Here is a 13,623-nt window from a genome sequence, read left to right as displayed (position 1 = left end):
TCTTGGGTACCGCGAAGGGCCATGCCCTGCGGAGCGTCACGGTTCGAACCCCGTTGCCGCCGGAGCCTGCAGCTCCGGCTACCTGCAAATGTTTCACTTGGATGGAGTAATACCATGGACCTATGGAGTGCCTTGCAGGCGCTGATTCTGGGGATCGTCGAGGGCATCACCGAGTTTCTGCCCATTTCCAGCACCGGCCACCAGATCGTCGTTGCCGATCTGATCGGCTTCGGTGGGGAAAGGGCCATCGCCTTCAATATCATCATCCAGCTGGCGGCCATCCTGGCCGTGGTCTGGGAATACCGCTTCAAGGTCTTCGAGATCGTCACCGATCTGCCGCGCAAGTCCTATGCACAGCGTTTCACCGGCAACCTGATCATCGCCTTCCTGCCCGCTGCGGTGCTGGGCGTGATCCTGGGTGACCTGATCCACGAATACCTGTTCAACCCCATCACCGTGGCCTTCGCCCTGGTGATCGGTGGCGTGATCATGATCTGGGCGGAAAAGCGTACCCATCGCATCCGCGTGGAAGAGGTGGACGACATGCGCTGGCATGACGCCCTCAAGGTCGGCTGCGCCCAGTGCCTGGCGATGATCCCGGGCACCTCGCGTTCCGGTTCCACCATCATCGGCGGCCTGCTGTTCGGCCTGTCGCGCAAGGCGGCCACCGAGTTCTCCTTCTTCCTGGCCATGCCGACCATGGTCGGAGCGACGGTCTACTCCGTGTACAAGTACCGTCACCTGTTCACCGCCAGCGACGTCCTGGTGTTCGGAGTCGGCTTCGTCACCTCCTTCCTCTTCGCCATGCTGGCGGTCAAGGCCCTGCTGAAGTTCATCGGCAACCACAGCTACGAAGTCTTCGGCTGGTACCGCATCGTCTTCGGACTGCTGATCCTGGCCACCTGGCAATTCGGCTGGATCGACTGGCACGCGGCCAAGGCGGCCGGGTGAAACCCGAGAAGGAACAGCAGAGCCGGCGCAAGCCGGCTCGTGCGTCTGGGCAGAATGCTTCCCCCAAGGCCGCCAAGCGGGCAGCGCCGCTGACGCCCTATCAGCAGCGCGCCGCCATCGCCCGCCAGGACATGCTGGCGCTGCTGCAGATCGCCGTCTTCATCCTGCCCCTGGTGGGCATGCTGTCGCTGGCCTTCGGCCGCGGGGTGCTCTGGCCGATGCCGCTCTATCTGGTGGCCAGCGTGGCCACCTACCTGCTCTACAAGCACGACAAGCAGCGCGCCCGCGACAAGGGTTGGCGCGTGCCGGAGCGCATGCTGCACCTGGGCGAATTGCTCGGCGGCTGGCCGGGCGCCCTGATCGCCCAGCAGCGCTTTCGCCACAAGACCGTCAAGCTGAGCTTTCGGCTGGTGTTCTTCGCCATCGTCGCCCTGCACCAGCTGCTCTGGCTGGATGTGCTCTGCGGCGGTTTTCTGCACCGTCACCTGCCGCTCTGAGGTCAGACAGGCGGCGGCGGGGCAGGTGATGGGCTAGGCTTGGCGGGCGAAAGCCCCCGTTGCCCAGGAGCCCCCCGTTGCGAACCCCTCTGTCGATCCTCACGCCCCTTTTCCTGTCCCTGACCCTGGCCGCCTGTAGCCAGGGTCGCGAGACCTCCCTGCCCACGGCCCCCGAGGCCGGTTCCGGTTACCGCCCCGGGCTGACGGCCAGCGCAGCCACCCGGCAGATGGCGGCCGCGGCCAACCCCCTGGCCGCCGAGGCCGGCCGGGAGATCCTGCGCCAGGGCGGCTCGGCCATCGACGCCGCCATCGCCATGCAGGCCGTCCTGACGCTGGTCGAGCCGCAATCTTCCGGGATTGGCGGCGGCGCCTTCCTGCTCTACTGGGACGGTCGCAAGGTCCAGGCCTACGACGGTCGCGAGACCGCGCCAGCCGGGGCTACGGAAAGGCTCTTCCTGCACCCGGATGGCAGCCCCATGGCCTTCGAGGAGGCACGGATCGGCGGTCGTTCGGTCGGGGTGCCCGGGGTGCTGCGCGCCCTGGAGCTGGCGCATCGCGACCACGGCAAGTTGGCCTGGCAGGTGCTGTTCGAGCCGGCCATCCGCCTGGCCCGGGAGGGGTTCCCGTTGTCGCCGCGGCTGCATAACCAGCTGCTCCACGACCCCTTCCTCAAGCAGTCACCCGGCATGGCCGCGCTCTATCTGGATGCCCAGGGGCAGGTGAAGCCGGTGGGCACCCGGCTGCGCAACCCGGAATTGGCCGCTACCCTCGCCGTGATCGCCCGGGAGGGCGCCGGAGCGCTCTATCGCGGCGACCTGGCCCAGGCCATCGCCAGGGCCGTGCAGGAGAGCCCCAATCCCGGCAGCCTGAGTCTTCAGGACCTGGCCGGCTATCGCGCCAGGACGCGCACGCCGCTGTGCACCGACTACCAGCGCTGGCGCGTCTGCGGCATGCCACCGCCCGCCGGCGGCATCACCGTGGCCCAGACCCTGGGCATTCTCCAGGCCCTGGAGGCCCGCGATCCGGCCTGGGCCCTGGCGCCGTTGCGGCCAGTGCCGACCGCGCTGCCGGCGGGCCAGGAGCCGCGTCCCGAAGCCGTGCACCTGATCGCCGAGGCCGAGCGCCTGGCCTATGCCGATCGCGCCCAGTACGTAGCCGATCCGGAGCTGGTGCCGGTCAACGTCAAGGGGCTGCTCGATCCCGGGTATCTGGCCAGTCGTGCGCAGCAGGTCGGTGAGCGCAGCCTGGGCAAGGCCGCGCCGGGGGTCCCACCCGGCCCGACCCTGGCCTGGGCACCGGATCGCTCGCCACTGCGCATCTCCACCTCCCAGGTGGTGGCGGCGGATGCCTGGGGTGGCGCCCTGTCCATGACCACCACGGTGGAGAGCTACTTCGGCTCCCACCTGATGGTGAAGGGCTTCATGCTCAACAATCAGCTGACGGACTTTTCCTTCGTGCCGCGGGAGAAGGGCCTGCCGGTGGCCAACCGGGTGGAGCCGGGCAAGCGACCGCGCTCGACCATGTCGCCAACCCTGGTGTTCGACCGCCAGAGTGGCGAGCTGCTGGCGGCCCTGGGCTCGCCGGGCGGTTCGCAGATTGCCGGCTATGTGGTCAAGACCCTGGTCGGCTTGCTGGACTGGCAGCTGGATCCCCAGGCGGCTGCGGGCCTGCCGAATTTCGGCAGCCGTAACGGCCCCACCGAGCTGGAGCGCGGCGAGACCACCCCGGCCTTGCGCCAGGCACTGGAGCAGCGTGGGCACCAGGTACGCGAAGACGAGATGACCAGCGGCATCCAGGTGATACGCCGAATGAGCTCAGGTTGGCAGGGCGGCGCCGATCCGCGGCGGGAGGGCGCGGCGCTGGGGGATTAGGCAGGCGTCGGAGGCCGATAGCCCTTCACCCCAGCCCTCTCCCTGGGGGAGAGGGGGCGGTTTTGCTGGGGGGAGGTCAGGAGCAGGGATGGCACGCCAGTGGGCCATCCTGGTGGGGTCAGGCCGGCAGGTCGAGTTGCAGCACGCGGGTGGTGCGCTCGCGCACTTCGCGCAGCAGTTCGGGCTCTTCCGCCAGCTTGTGACCGAAGGCCGGGAACATGGCGCGCAGCTTGGCCTGCCAGTCTTCGCTCTGGAAGCGGCTGGGGAAGCAGCGCTCGACCAGGGTCAGCATGATGGACACCGAGGTGGAGGCACCCGGGGACGCGCCCAGCAGCGCGGCGATGGTGCCGTCGCCGGAGGCGACGATCTCGGTGCCGAATTGCAGCACGCCGCCTTTCTGCGGGTCCTTCTTGATGATCTGCACGCGCTGACCCGCCACTTCCAGGCGCCAATCCTGCTTGCGTACGGCCGGGTAGAAGGCCCGCAGTTCCTCGACACGCTGGTCGAAGGACTGCAGCACCTGGCCGACCAGGTAGCGGGTCAGCGGCATGTTGTCCCGCGCCACGGCGAGCATGGGGCCGATGTTGCCCGACTTGATCGACTTGGGCAGGTCGAGGAAGGAGCCGCGCTTGAGGAACTTGGTGGTGAAGCCGGCGAAGGGGCCGAACAGCAGGGACTTCTTGCCATCCACCACCCGGGTGTCCAGGTGCGGGACCGACATCGGCGGCGAGTTGACGCCGGCCAGGCCGTAGACCTTGGCCTGGTGCCGTTCGACGATGTGCGGATCGTCGCAGCGCAGCCACTGGCCGCTCACCGGGAAGCCACCGTAGCCGGCGCCCTCGGGGATGCCGGACTTCTGCAGCAGCGGCAGGGCCGCACCACCGGCGCCGAGGAAGACGAACTTGGCGATCAGGGTGCGGGTGGCACCGGAACGACTGTCCTCGATGGTCAGGCGCCAGCGCTGGTCGGCCTCGCGGGTCAGGTCCACCACCTTCTGGTTGTAGCGGACCTGGGTGCCGGGACGGGTCTGCAGGTGACCGAGCAGGCTCATGGTCAGGGCGCCGAAGTTGACGTCGGTACCCCCGGCCACATGGGTCGCGGCCACGGCTTCGGTGGCCGGCCGGCCTTCCATCACCAGGGGCATCCACTCGCGCAGCTTGGCGTGATCCTCGGAATACTCCATGCCGTCGAAGCAGGCGTGGTCCTTGAGGGCCTCGTAGCGCTTGCGCAGGAAGGCCATGTCCTTGGCGCCATGGACGAAGGACATGTGCGGCACCGGGCTGATGAAGGCGCGCGGCGAGCCGAAGTGGCCTTCCTCGACCAGGTAGGACCAGAACTGCTTGGAGGCCTCGAACATGCCGTTGATGCTGAGGGCCTTGGTGATGTCGATGCTGCCGTCCGCCTTTTCCGGCGTGTAGTTCAGCTCGCAGAGGGCCGCATGGCCGGTTCCGGCGTTGTTCCAGGGGTTGGAACTCTCCGCCGCGCCTACGTCGAGCAGTTCGAGCACCTCGACGGTGCTCGTGGGCTCCAGTTCCTTGAGCATGACCGCCAGGGTCGCGCTCATGATTCCCGCGCCGACGAAAACGAAATCCGACTCTTCGTTACCACTGTGCATTCATCGTACTCCTGAGACAGTGTCTCGCTTTACACCTGAGGGAGAGCGGGCGTCGGAGCCCGCCCTCGAGTTGGGCAACCCCGGGCTGACCGCGAACGGCCGGGCAGGGGTGAGCAACCGGTAGGGCATGGCAGTCAGTTGCGACAGCGGCCGTCCGGCAATGTTCTGATTTGTTGAGTGGGGAGCAAGGGTCCTGGCGGACCGGCGGAGGCCGGTACCAGGCGGGGAGATCAGGATGCGACAGGGAACCCGTCGAGCGTGCCGGAAGGGGGCGCTACGTGTTACGAGACGTGGCAGGAGACCCCTGGTCTCCCGGCGCAAACGATAGGTGATGATCGCGGCGATCCTGGTCGAGTACCCGTTTCGGTGCGAAATGATACCTAGGGTAACTGCTTAGGGCATCCTCTATTTTATTCGTGTAGTGGGTGTCGCGACCCACTACACGAACCTCGCCTCAGCCGTTGATGCCCTGGCTGCGCAGGTAGTCGTCGTAGCTGCCGCTGAAATCCACCACCCCGGCCTCGCTCATGTCGAGGATGCGGGTGGCCAGCGAAGAGACGAATTCGCGGTCGTGGCTGACGAAGATCAGGGTGCCCGGATAGTTTTCCAGCGCCAGGTTCAGCGCCTCGATGGATTCCATGTCCAGGTGATTGGTGGGTTCATCCATCACCAGCACATTGGGCTTCTTCAGGATCAGCTTGCCGAACAGCATGCGACCCTGCTCGCCACCGGAGATGACCTTGACCGACTTCTGGATGTCGTCGCTGGAGAACAGCATGCGACCCAGGGTGCCGCGTACCATCTGTTCGCCGCCCTGGGTCCACTGACCCATCCAGTCGAACAGGGTGACGTCGTCGGCGAAGTCCTCGGCGTGGTCCTGGGCGAAGTAGCCCACGTCCGCGCTGTCGGTCCACTTCACCTCGCCGCTCTGCGGCGCCATCTCGCCCACCAGGGTGCGCAGCAGGGTGGTCTTGCCGATCCCGTTGGGGCCGATGATGGCGACCCGCTCGCCGGCTTCGATCTGCAGGCCGAGACGCTTGAACAGCGGGGTGCCGTCGAAGCCCTGGGTGACGTTTTCCAGGGTCACCGCCTGGCGGTGCAGCTTCTTGTACTGCTCGAAGCGGATGAAGGGGCTGACGCGGCTGGACGGCTTGACCTCGTCCAGCTGGATCTTGTCGATCTGACGCGCCCGGCTGGTGGCCTGCTTGGCCTTGGAGGCGTTGGCCGAGAAGCGGCTGACGAACTGCTGCAGCTCGGCGATCTGGGCCTTCTTCTTGGCGTTGTCCGACAGCAGGCGCTCGCGGGCCTGGGTGGCCGCGGTCATGTACTCGTCGTAGTTGCCGGGGAACAGGCGCAGTTCGCCGTAATCCAGGTCGGCCATGTGGGTGCAGACGCTGTTCAGGAAGTGGCGATCGTGGGAAATGATGATCATGGTGCTGTTACGGGCGACCAGGATGCCTTCCAGCCAGCGGATGGTGTTGATGTCCAGGTGGTTGGTCGGTTCGTCGAGCAGCAGCAATTCCGGATCGGAGAAGAGCGCCTGGGCCAGCAGCACGCGCAGCTTCCAACCGGGGGCGACGGCGCTCATGGGGCCGAAGTGCTGGTCCTGGGGGATGCCCAGGCCGAGCAGCAGTTCGCCGGCACGGGCTTCGGCGGTGTAGCCGTCGTATTCGGCGAACTGGACCTCCAGCTCGGCCACGGCCATGCCGTCGTCTTCGCTCATTTCCGGGAGGGAATAGATGCGGTCGCGCTCGGCCTTGACCTTGGCCAGCTCGGCGTGGCCCATGATCACGGTATCGATGACCGTGCAATCTTCGTAGGCGAACTGGTCCTGGCGCAGCTTGCCCAGGCGCACGTTGGGCTCGAGCATCACTTGGCCGCCAGTGGGTTCAAGGTCACCGCCGAGAATCTTCATGAAGGTGGACTTGCCGCAGCCGTTGGCGCCGATCAGGCCGTAGCGATGGCCATTGCCGAATTTGACGGATACGTTCTCGAACAGCGGCTTGGCGCCAAACTGCATGGTGATGTTAGCGGTGGAGATCAAGGGGGGTACCTGTAAGGGTTTCAGACCGGAGCTCGCCTGCGACCCGAGCCGGCGGGCGGCTTGGGCGGGGCGTTTCGATCGGATGGGCAGAGCTCCAGCGGGCAGGGTCGAGGGGTCGCGACGATGCGCGGCGGCCTGGCTGGGCTGCGGTAAAGGCGGGCGGCGCCCGACATGCCGCCTATTGTGTCATAGCTGCGAGGTCCTTTGTACGGGGCGGGCGGCGGCCGGGTGTCGCTGGACTAGCGGGCGGTCGGGTCGGGGGTGCCAGGCCGGGGTACCACTCTCCAGATCGCTTCGGTCAGCTGATCCAGTGTCCACGGCTTGTGCAGGAAGGGCACCCCGGACGGAATGTCACTTCTCAGACCGGCGTAGCCGGACATCAGTACGAAGGGCACTGCGGGCCAGCGTTCACTGACGATCTTCGCCAACTGGACGCCGTCGATCACGCCCGGCATCCGCACGTTCGACACCACCACATTGACCTGCTGCCAGTGCAGCTCGAGAAACTGCAGGGCGGCATCGGCAGTGCCGAAGGTCTCGACATGGAAGCCTTCCTGCTTGAGGACCTCGCGGACCAGTGCCTGGAGCAGCAGTTCGTCCTCGGCCACGACGGCGAGCAGATTCGGGGTGCTGGCGGAGCGGGTCGGCGTATCCATAGGCAGGCAGTCCGGAGTGGAGAAATACCTGAAGTCTAGTCAGCCTTGGGCCAGGCTGCTGGCCAATGGCCCGGATCAGCACTCAGCTTTTTTAGGGATGAGCCTCTAGGTCCAGGCAGCTGACTCGCGCGAAGGCTCTGGCAAGGGGTCGACGCCGCTTGGCAGTCGGGCGACGTGCGGTAAGCGTCAGGATGAAACATCTGGCGCCGCCGACCTACTAACCTCTGAGACCGACCGGCACAGGAGCCACGGCATGATCCTTTCTCTTTCTCCGGCGCCCGATACCACGTCCCCGCTCGCCCTCTGGCTGGGTGGCGATCAGGCACCGCTGAACGATTCCGACATGGCTGACGAGGAGATCGATACCGACATCCCCGACGAAGTGGTCGAGAACCTGACCGAGCCGGCCAAGCCGCCAGCGCCGATTCCGGATCCCGGTCCGCTGTAGGCGCGCATCCGATTTCACCTGCGGTCAGGCCGGCGTCAGGTCAGGGCGTTCGCGCAGCGCCCGGTGATAGAGCAGGGCGCTGAGCCCCAGGCCAGCCAGGGCCATGAGGCCGGCGAAGAGGAAAATGGCGCTGAAGCCGAAGCCATTGGCGATAGCGCCGGCCAGTGGACCGGTGATGCCCAGGGCCAGATCCAGGCACAGCGAATAGGCGCCCAGGGCGGCGCTACGGTTGGTCGGGGGAACCTTGACGATGGCTTCCACACCCAGGGCTGGATAGACCAGCGACAGCCCGAACCCGGCCATGGCCGCGCCGATCAGTGCCATCTGCGGCGTGACCGCCAGCCAGAGCAGCAGCAGACCCAGGGTCTCGACGGTGAAACAGGCCAGGGCGACCCGAAAACCACCCAGCTTGTTGATGGTGCCGGCGAACAGCAGTCGCGCGCAGATGAAGGCGGCGCCAAAGGCGGTCAGGCAAAAGGCGGCATTGGGCCAGCCGTTGCTCGCGTAGTAGAGCGTGACGAAGGTGGCGATGGCGCCAAAGCCGATGGAGCTCAGCAGCAGGCAGAGGCCAAAGGGGCTGATGCGCCAGAACACCTTGTGAAAGGGCAGTCGCTCACCGGGAATCACCGGTGCCGGCTCCTTGTTCCAGGCCAGGGCCAGACCCAGGGCGCCAAGCAGCGCGATAGCCACGCCCAGGCTCCACAGGCCCAGACCCGCGACCATGGCCACGCCCAGGGGGGCGCCCAGGGCCAGGGCGCCATAGGCGGCGATGCCATTCCAGGAGATTACCTTGCTGACGTGCTGCATGCCGACGCTGCCCATGCCCCAGCTCAGGCAGCCAGTGCCTATCATGGCCTGGGACATGCCGAGAATGATCCTGCCGACGATCAGTAGGCCCAGGCTGAGGCCAGGCACGCTTTGCAGCGAGGTGGCCAGCAGGGTGAGCACGCCACAGGCGACGCAACCGAAAAGGCCGTAGATTACCCCGCGCTTGGCGCCGATGCTGTCGGCCAGCTTGCCGGCCAGGGGGCGGGTGAAGAGGGTGGCGAGGTACTGGATGCTGATCGCCAGTCCCGCGATGACCGAGCCGTAGCCGAGATCGTCGTGCACGTAGCCCGGCAGGATCGCCAGCGGCAGGCCGATCGCCAGGAACAGCAGAAAGCTGAAGACGACGATGGAAACGATACGCAGCGTGACGGCGAGGGAGCTGGCGGCTGGGGCGGTCGTGGTCATGGCTGTTCTCGAGAGGACTCGTCGAAACGGCAGAGGAGGCGAACGCTGAGCGCCAGGCCTGCCAGCGCGGCCAGCGCGGCGCAGAGAAAGCTCGCGGCATAGCCGAAATGGGTGGCCACCGCCCCGATCAGCGGACCGGTCACCGCCAGGGAGAGGTCGATGAACACCGAATAGCCGGCCAGGGCGGCGCCCCGGTTGGAGGACGGCACCCGCTGCACCGCCTCCACGGCCAGCGCCGGGAACACCAGCGAGAAACCGATGCCGGTGAGCGCTGCCCCTACCAGGGCAGTGGTCACGCTGGGGGCCAGCCAGAGGACGGCCAGGCCGACGGCTTCCACCGCCAGGCTGACGATGGCGACACGAAAGCCACCGTGGCGATTGATGGCGTTGGCGCAGACCAGGCGTACCCCGATGAAGAAGGAACCGAACACGGTCAGGCACAGGGCCGCGCCGCTCCAGCCCTGACTGGCGTAATAGAGGGTGATGAAGGTTGCCAGGGTGCCGAAGCCGATGCCGCCCAGCGCCAGGCCGAGCCCGAAGGGCAGGACCCGGCCCAGCACCGTGGTGAAGGGCAGGCGCTCGCCGCGGACCGGGACGATGGGCGGGCGGGGCTTGGCGATGCGATAGCCCAGGGCGGCCAGGCCGATGATGCTGACACCCATGATCCACAGCCCCAGGGTATCCACCAGCACTACGCCCAGCGGCGCGCCTATGGCCAGGGCGCCATAGCTCGCGACGCCGTTCCAGGAGATCACCTTGGCGGTGTTGGTCGGACCGACCCGACCGATCGCCCAGGAGATGGCGCCGGTCCCCGAAAGGCTTTCGGCGCAGCCCAGCACCAGTCGGCCGAGCAGCAGGGCGACGAGGCTGACCCAGGGCCAGGCCTGCAAGAGCACCGACGCCAGCATCAGCACGCCGCTGAGCCCGCAGCCGAGCATGCCGTAGAGCACCGACTGCTTGGCGCCGACGGTGTCGATGATGCGGCCGGCATGGGAGCGCGAGAACAGCGTCGCCAGGTACTGACTGCTGATCACCAGGCCGGCGATGATGGAGTTGAAGCCCAGCTGGTCGTGCACATAGCCCGGCAGCACGGCCAGGGGAATGCCGATGGTAAGGTAGGCGATAAAGGTGAAGAGCACCGTACCCAGGGTGATGCGGGTGGCCAGAGCGGGTGAGGGTGCGGGCGGTAGGCTGGCGGTCGACATCGGACTCGAGAGGTTGTCTGACAATGTGGGATAGATTGCTTTCGTCCGGTAAAGGTCACATGCGATGACATTTTTTGTCCACGCTCGAGAGGGAGCGAAGCGGGCGCCAGGCACTGGCTGGGGTGGTCTGCTGCTGTTGGCCGCGTGGGTGGCCTTGCCCGGCTGGGCGGCGGAGCGGATCGAACTGCGCATCGGTGGGCAGCGCCTGGCCGTCGAGGTGGCGGCGACACCGGCGCAACGGGCCCAGGGATTGATGGGGCGACCGCCACTGGCTGCTCGCGAGGGCATGCTGTTCGTCTTCGCCGGGGATGACGAGCGCTGCCTGTGGATGCGCGATACCCCCAGCGCGCTGGCCGCCGCCTTCATCGATGCCAGCGGCAGGATCCTCAACACGGTCGAGATGCAGCCGCTGACCGATACCCGGCACTGCTCGAGGGCGCCGGCGCGCTATGCGCTGGAGACCCAGGCCGGCTGGTTTGCGGCGCGCGGGATCAAGCCGGGCGAATCCGTACAGGGATTGGAAGGAGTGGCGCGTGCATCCCGGTGAGCGCGTGTAATTGAAGTCTTTTATTATTTAAAAGTCATTCAAAAACATTAGCTTGAGAGATTGTTTTAGTGTTGAGTCTAGGTACTTTGTGAGAAATCACTTTAAGTACAGGGTAGCGCTCGAAACGCAGTCGGCATCTGTATCCAGGTGACTCGGCAACTGCCCACTGCCCACGAAGGCGATGACGCCGTCCGTTGCTTCATACCGTTTCCCGCCAAAAAATCAGCCAGGCGATCGCTAATGGATCCAGGCCTCGACACGCCGGTTCTTGATCCGGCCATTGGCTGACAGTCCGGCAACCGGCAACTGGTCGCCCAGGGAGAGCACTTCGCTGGCGAAGGCCTGCTGATGGCGCAGCGCCGTGGCCACCGCGGTGGCCCGCAGACGCGCCAGCAGAGATGCCCGTGCCGGATCTTCGGTGGCGTCGTTGAAGCCCACCAGGATCAGCTGCCGGTTGGCGTTCTCGGGCTGGCGCATGAAGGCGGCCAGCCGCTCGACATCACGCAGCGCCTTGTTGTCCAGACGTGCGCTGCCGGCGGTGAAGCGGAAGTTGACCGTGAGGCGCTGCGCCCGGCGCGCCAGCTCGCTGTAGGCGGGCGGCATGCCGCGGGTGTCGCCTATGGTCAGAGGCTCGATGCGCTGGGCGACGAAGCCGCTTTGCTGCACCACCGCCTGGCCCGCCGGGGTCTGGCTGAATTCCAGCAGGCTCCGCGTCCAGTCCGAACGCTGAGCCGGCGGCGCATAGAGGAAGAGGCGGCGGGCGAGCGGATAGTCTTCGGTGGCGATGCTGGCTTCGCTGGGCGCGATGGCGCGGCCTTCACCGTCGCGCAGGGCGAGCTTTGGCGACCCGGCAGCCGCCGCCAGGCTGGTGAAGCCTATGCCGGCGGGGTCGTCGGCCACCCGCTGCGCCAATTCTTCGTTGGACTCGAAGCGCCGGGCGGCGGCGCTCAGGCGTTTGCCGGCCGGATTCAGGACCAGCTCGCGAAAGGTGTCGTAGGTACCCGAGCGGTCATCCCGCGCATAGATCCGGATCGGGCCGGGCGTGCCGCCCAGTTGCTGCCAGTCGCCAACGTCGCCGGAGAAGACCTGCGCCAATTGCTGCAGATCGAGTTCCCGCAGCGGATTGCCGGGATGCACGATGATCGCCAGACCATCCAGGCCGATGACGTATTCCGCCTCCTTGCTGCGCAGGTCACCCAGATTGGCCAGGGCACTCACTTCGCTATCGGTGATGGGGCGCGAGGCCGCGGCGAGATCGGTCGCGCCCGCGGCCAGGGCGGTAAAGCCGGTACTGGAGCCATGGGCCGCGATCTGCACGGCCACGGTATTGCCCTGCGGGGCTCGGGCCATCAGTTGCCATTCGTCCATGACGGCGGTGGGCACCACCTGTGGATCCCGATAGTTGCGTTCGGCGAGCAGGGCCGCGACCAGACGTGGTCCGAGCCGGGCATTGATGGTGTTGGAGCCCTGCAGGCGCAGGAGGATGTTCGTGGATTCGCTGGCCAACAGGGGTGAGGGCAGCAGTGGAAGCAGGGTCGCGAGCACCGCTCGCCGCAGAAAGGCGCGGCGGAATACCGGGGCGGAGCAATTCATGGGTCGGCCTCGAGCCTAAAGGCGAGGCCGACACCTTAGGCATGCCGCATGACGTCGATGTGACAGCCGCTCACGCCAATTCCAGCCAGATCGGCGCATGGTCGGAGGGTTTCTCCATGCCGCGGATCTCGTAGTCCACCCCGGCGGAGACGATGCGCTCGCGCAAGGCCCGCGAAGCGAGGATGGTGTCGATGCGCAGGCCGCGCTTGGGTTCGTCCTCGAAACCGCGACTGCGATAGGGGAACCAGCTGAAGCGATCGTCGACTTCGGGATGCAGATGGCGATAGCTGTCGAGCAGGCCCCAGCCCAGCAGCCGCTGCATCCATTCGCGTTCTTCCGGTTGAAAGCTGCAGGCGCCGGTCCGCAGCCAGCGCTTGGCATTGGCGGCGCCGATGCCAATATCAAGATCCTGGGCCGAGATATTGAAGTCGCCCATCAGCAGCAAGGGCGTGTCCGGCGAGAAGCGCTCTTCAAGTAGATTCTGAAGATCCGCGTAGAACTTCCTCTTGCCAGGGAATTTTGTCGGATGGGCGATGTTCTCGCCTTGGGGGAAATAGCCGTTCATGACCACCAGCGGCTGACCCTGGCGGTCGGCGAAGACGCCATAGATGAATCTCTTCTGGGACTCTTCGCCATCGCCGGGAAAGCCCTTGTGCAACTCCAGGGGCGCCAGGCGCGACAGCAGGGCCACGCCGTAATGACCCTTCTGGCCATGGTAGTGCACGTGATAACCCAGGGCCTCGACCTCGGCCCGGGGAAACTGGTCATCCGAGACCTTGGTTTCCTGCAGTCCGATCACATCCGGCTCATAGCGTTCGATGATGGCAGAAAGTTGATGAGGTCTTGCGCGCAAGCCATTGATATTGAAGCAAACTACCTTCATGACGCCCTCTCTAAAGGTGGATGGCCCTAGCCTAGCAGAAAGCCTGTCGCCGAAGCGGCAGGCGGGCGAACCCTGGCCAC

12 protein-coding genes are annotated in these 13,623 nt (G+C 66.3%); 5 read left to right on the top strand and 7 right to left on the bottom strand.

Going from position 1 to position 13,623, the window contains the following annotated elements; genetic code table 11:
• Nucleotides 1–114 precede the first annotated feature (114 nt).
• From PSK12I2_RS0118010 to PSK12I2_RS0118000, 3 genes are read left to right on the top strand one after another with little or no spacing between them, the layout of a single operon-like run.
• Nucleotides 115–951 (top strand): undecaprenyl-diphosphate phosphatase, encoded by an 837-nt coding sequence (locus PSK12I2_RS0118010; RefSeq protein ID WP_027599468.1) that lies wholly within the window; start codon nt 115–117, stop codon nt 949–951.
• Nucleotides 948–1,448: a DUF1294 domain-containing protein gene (locus tag PSK12I2_RS0118005; RefSeq protein ID WP_027599467.1), complete on the top strand. Its 501-nt coding sequence runs from the start codon at nt 948–950 to the stop codon at nt 1,446–1,448. Before PSK12I2_RS0118010 ends, PSK12I2_RS0118005 begins: the two co-directional genes overlap by 4 nt.
• A 59-nt stretch (nt 1,449–1,507) precedes the next feature.
• Nucleotides 1,508–3,319 (top strand): gamma-glutamyltransferase family protein, encoded by a 1,812-nt coding sequence (locus PSK12I2_RS0118000; protein ID WP_051398754.1) that lies wholly within the window; start codon nt 1,508–1,510, stop codon nt 3,317–3,319.
• Nucleotides 3,320–3,437: 118 nt separating this feature from the next.
• Here the strand turns inward: PSK12I2_RS0118000 and mqo are convergent, their stop codons facing one another.
• From mqo to PSK12I2_RS0117985, 3 genes are all read right to left on the bottom strand, one after another.
• Nucleotides 3,438–4,934 (bottom strand): malate dehydrogenase (quinone), encoded by a 1,497-nt coding sequence (gene mqo, locus PSK12I2_RS0117995; RefSeq protein ID WP_027599465.1) that lies wholly within the window; start codon nt 4,932–4,934, stop codon nt 3,438–3,440.
• A 454-nt stretch (nt 4,935–5,388) separates the two neighbouring features.
• Nucleotides 5,389–6,978: an ABC-F family ATPase gene (locus PSK12I2_RS0117990; RefSeq protein ID WP_027599464.1), complete on the bottom strand. Its 1,590-nt coding sequence runs from the start codon at nt 6,976–6,978 to the stop codon at nt 5,389–5,391.
• 239 nt (nt 6,979–7,217) lie between these two features.
• Nucleotides 7,218–7,634, bottom strand: coding sequence for a response regulator (locus tag PSK12I2_RS0117985; RefSeq protein WP_027599463.1), 417 nt, complete (start codon nt 7,632–7,634; stop codon nt 7,218–7,220).
• A gap of 253 nt (nt 7,635–7,887) precedes the next feature.
• Between PSK12I2_RS0117985 and PSK12I2_RS0117980 the strand changes: the two genes are divergently transcribed.
• Nucleotides 7,888–8,082 carry a hypothetical protein gene (locus tag PSK12I2_RS0117980; protein WP_027599462.1) on the top strand — a complete coding sequence of 65 codons (195 nt, stop codon included), beginning with the start codon at nt 7,888–7,890 and terminating at the stop codon, nt 8,080–8,082.
• Between the two features lie 24 nt (nt 8,083–8,106).
• Here the strand turns inward: PSK12I2_RS0117980 and PSK12I2_RS0117975 are convergent, their stop codons facing one another.
• Nucleotides 8,107–9,315 (bottom strand): MFS transporter, encoded by a 1,209-nt coding sequence (locus tag PSK12I2_RS0117975; RefSeq protein WP_027599461.1) that lies wholly within the window; start codon nt 9,313–9,315, stop codon nt 8,107–8,109.
• Nucleotides 9,312–10,520 carry an MFS transporter gene (locus PSK12I2_RS0117970; protein WP_027599460.1) on the bottom strand — a complete coding sequence of 403 codons (1,209 nt, stop codon included), beginning with the start codon at nt 10,518–10,520 and terminating at the stop codon, nt 9,312–9,314. Before PSK12I2_RS0117970 ends, PSK12I2_RS0117975 begins: the two co-directional genes overlap by 4 nt.
• Nucleotides 10,521–10,656: 136 nt before the next feature.
• Between PSK12I2_RS0117970 and PSK12I2_RS0117965 the strand changes: the two genes are divergently transcribed.
• Nucleotides 10,657–11,067, top strand: coding sequence for a DUF192 domain-containing protein (locus PSK12I2_RS0117965; protein WP_256203999.1), 411 nt, complete (start codon nt 10,657–10,659; stop codon nt 11,065–11,067).
• 237 nt (nt 11,068–11,304) lie between these two features.
• Here the strand turns inward: PSK12I2_RS0117965 and PSK12I2_RS0117960 are convergent, their stop codons facing one another.
• Together PSK12I2_RS0117960 and xthA are read right to left on the bottom strand one after the other, a co-directional pair.
• On the bottom strand, nt 11,305–12,660 hold the full coding sequence (locus PSK12I2_RS0117960) for a substrate-binding domain-containing protein (RefSeq protein ID WP_084222115.1): 1,356 nt from the start codon (nt 12,658–12,660) through the stop codon (nt 11,305–11,307).
• A 70-nt stretch (nt 12,661–12,730) separates the two neighbouring features.
• Nucleotides 12,731–13,543 (bottom strand): exodeoxyribonuclease III, encoded by an 813-nt coding sequence (gene xthA, locus PSK12I2_RS0117955; RefSeq protein ID WP_027599457.1) that lies wholly within the window; start codon nt 13,541–13,543, stop codon nt 12,731–12,733.
• Between the last annotated feature and the right edge of the window lie 80 nt (nt 13,544–13,623).

Origin of the sequence: Pseudomonas sp. MOIL14HWK12:I2, from assembly GCF_000510745.1 — a bacterium.
GTDB lineage: Bacteria > Pseudomonadota > Gammaproteobacteria > Pseudomonadales > Pseudomonadaceae > Chryseomonas > Chryseomonas oryzihabitans.
This window is presented reverse-complemented; position numbering and strand designations above follow the sequence as displayed.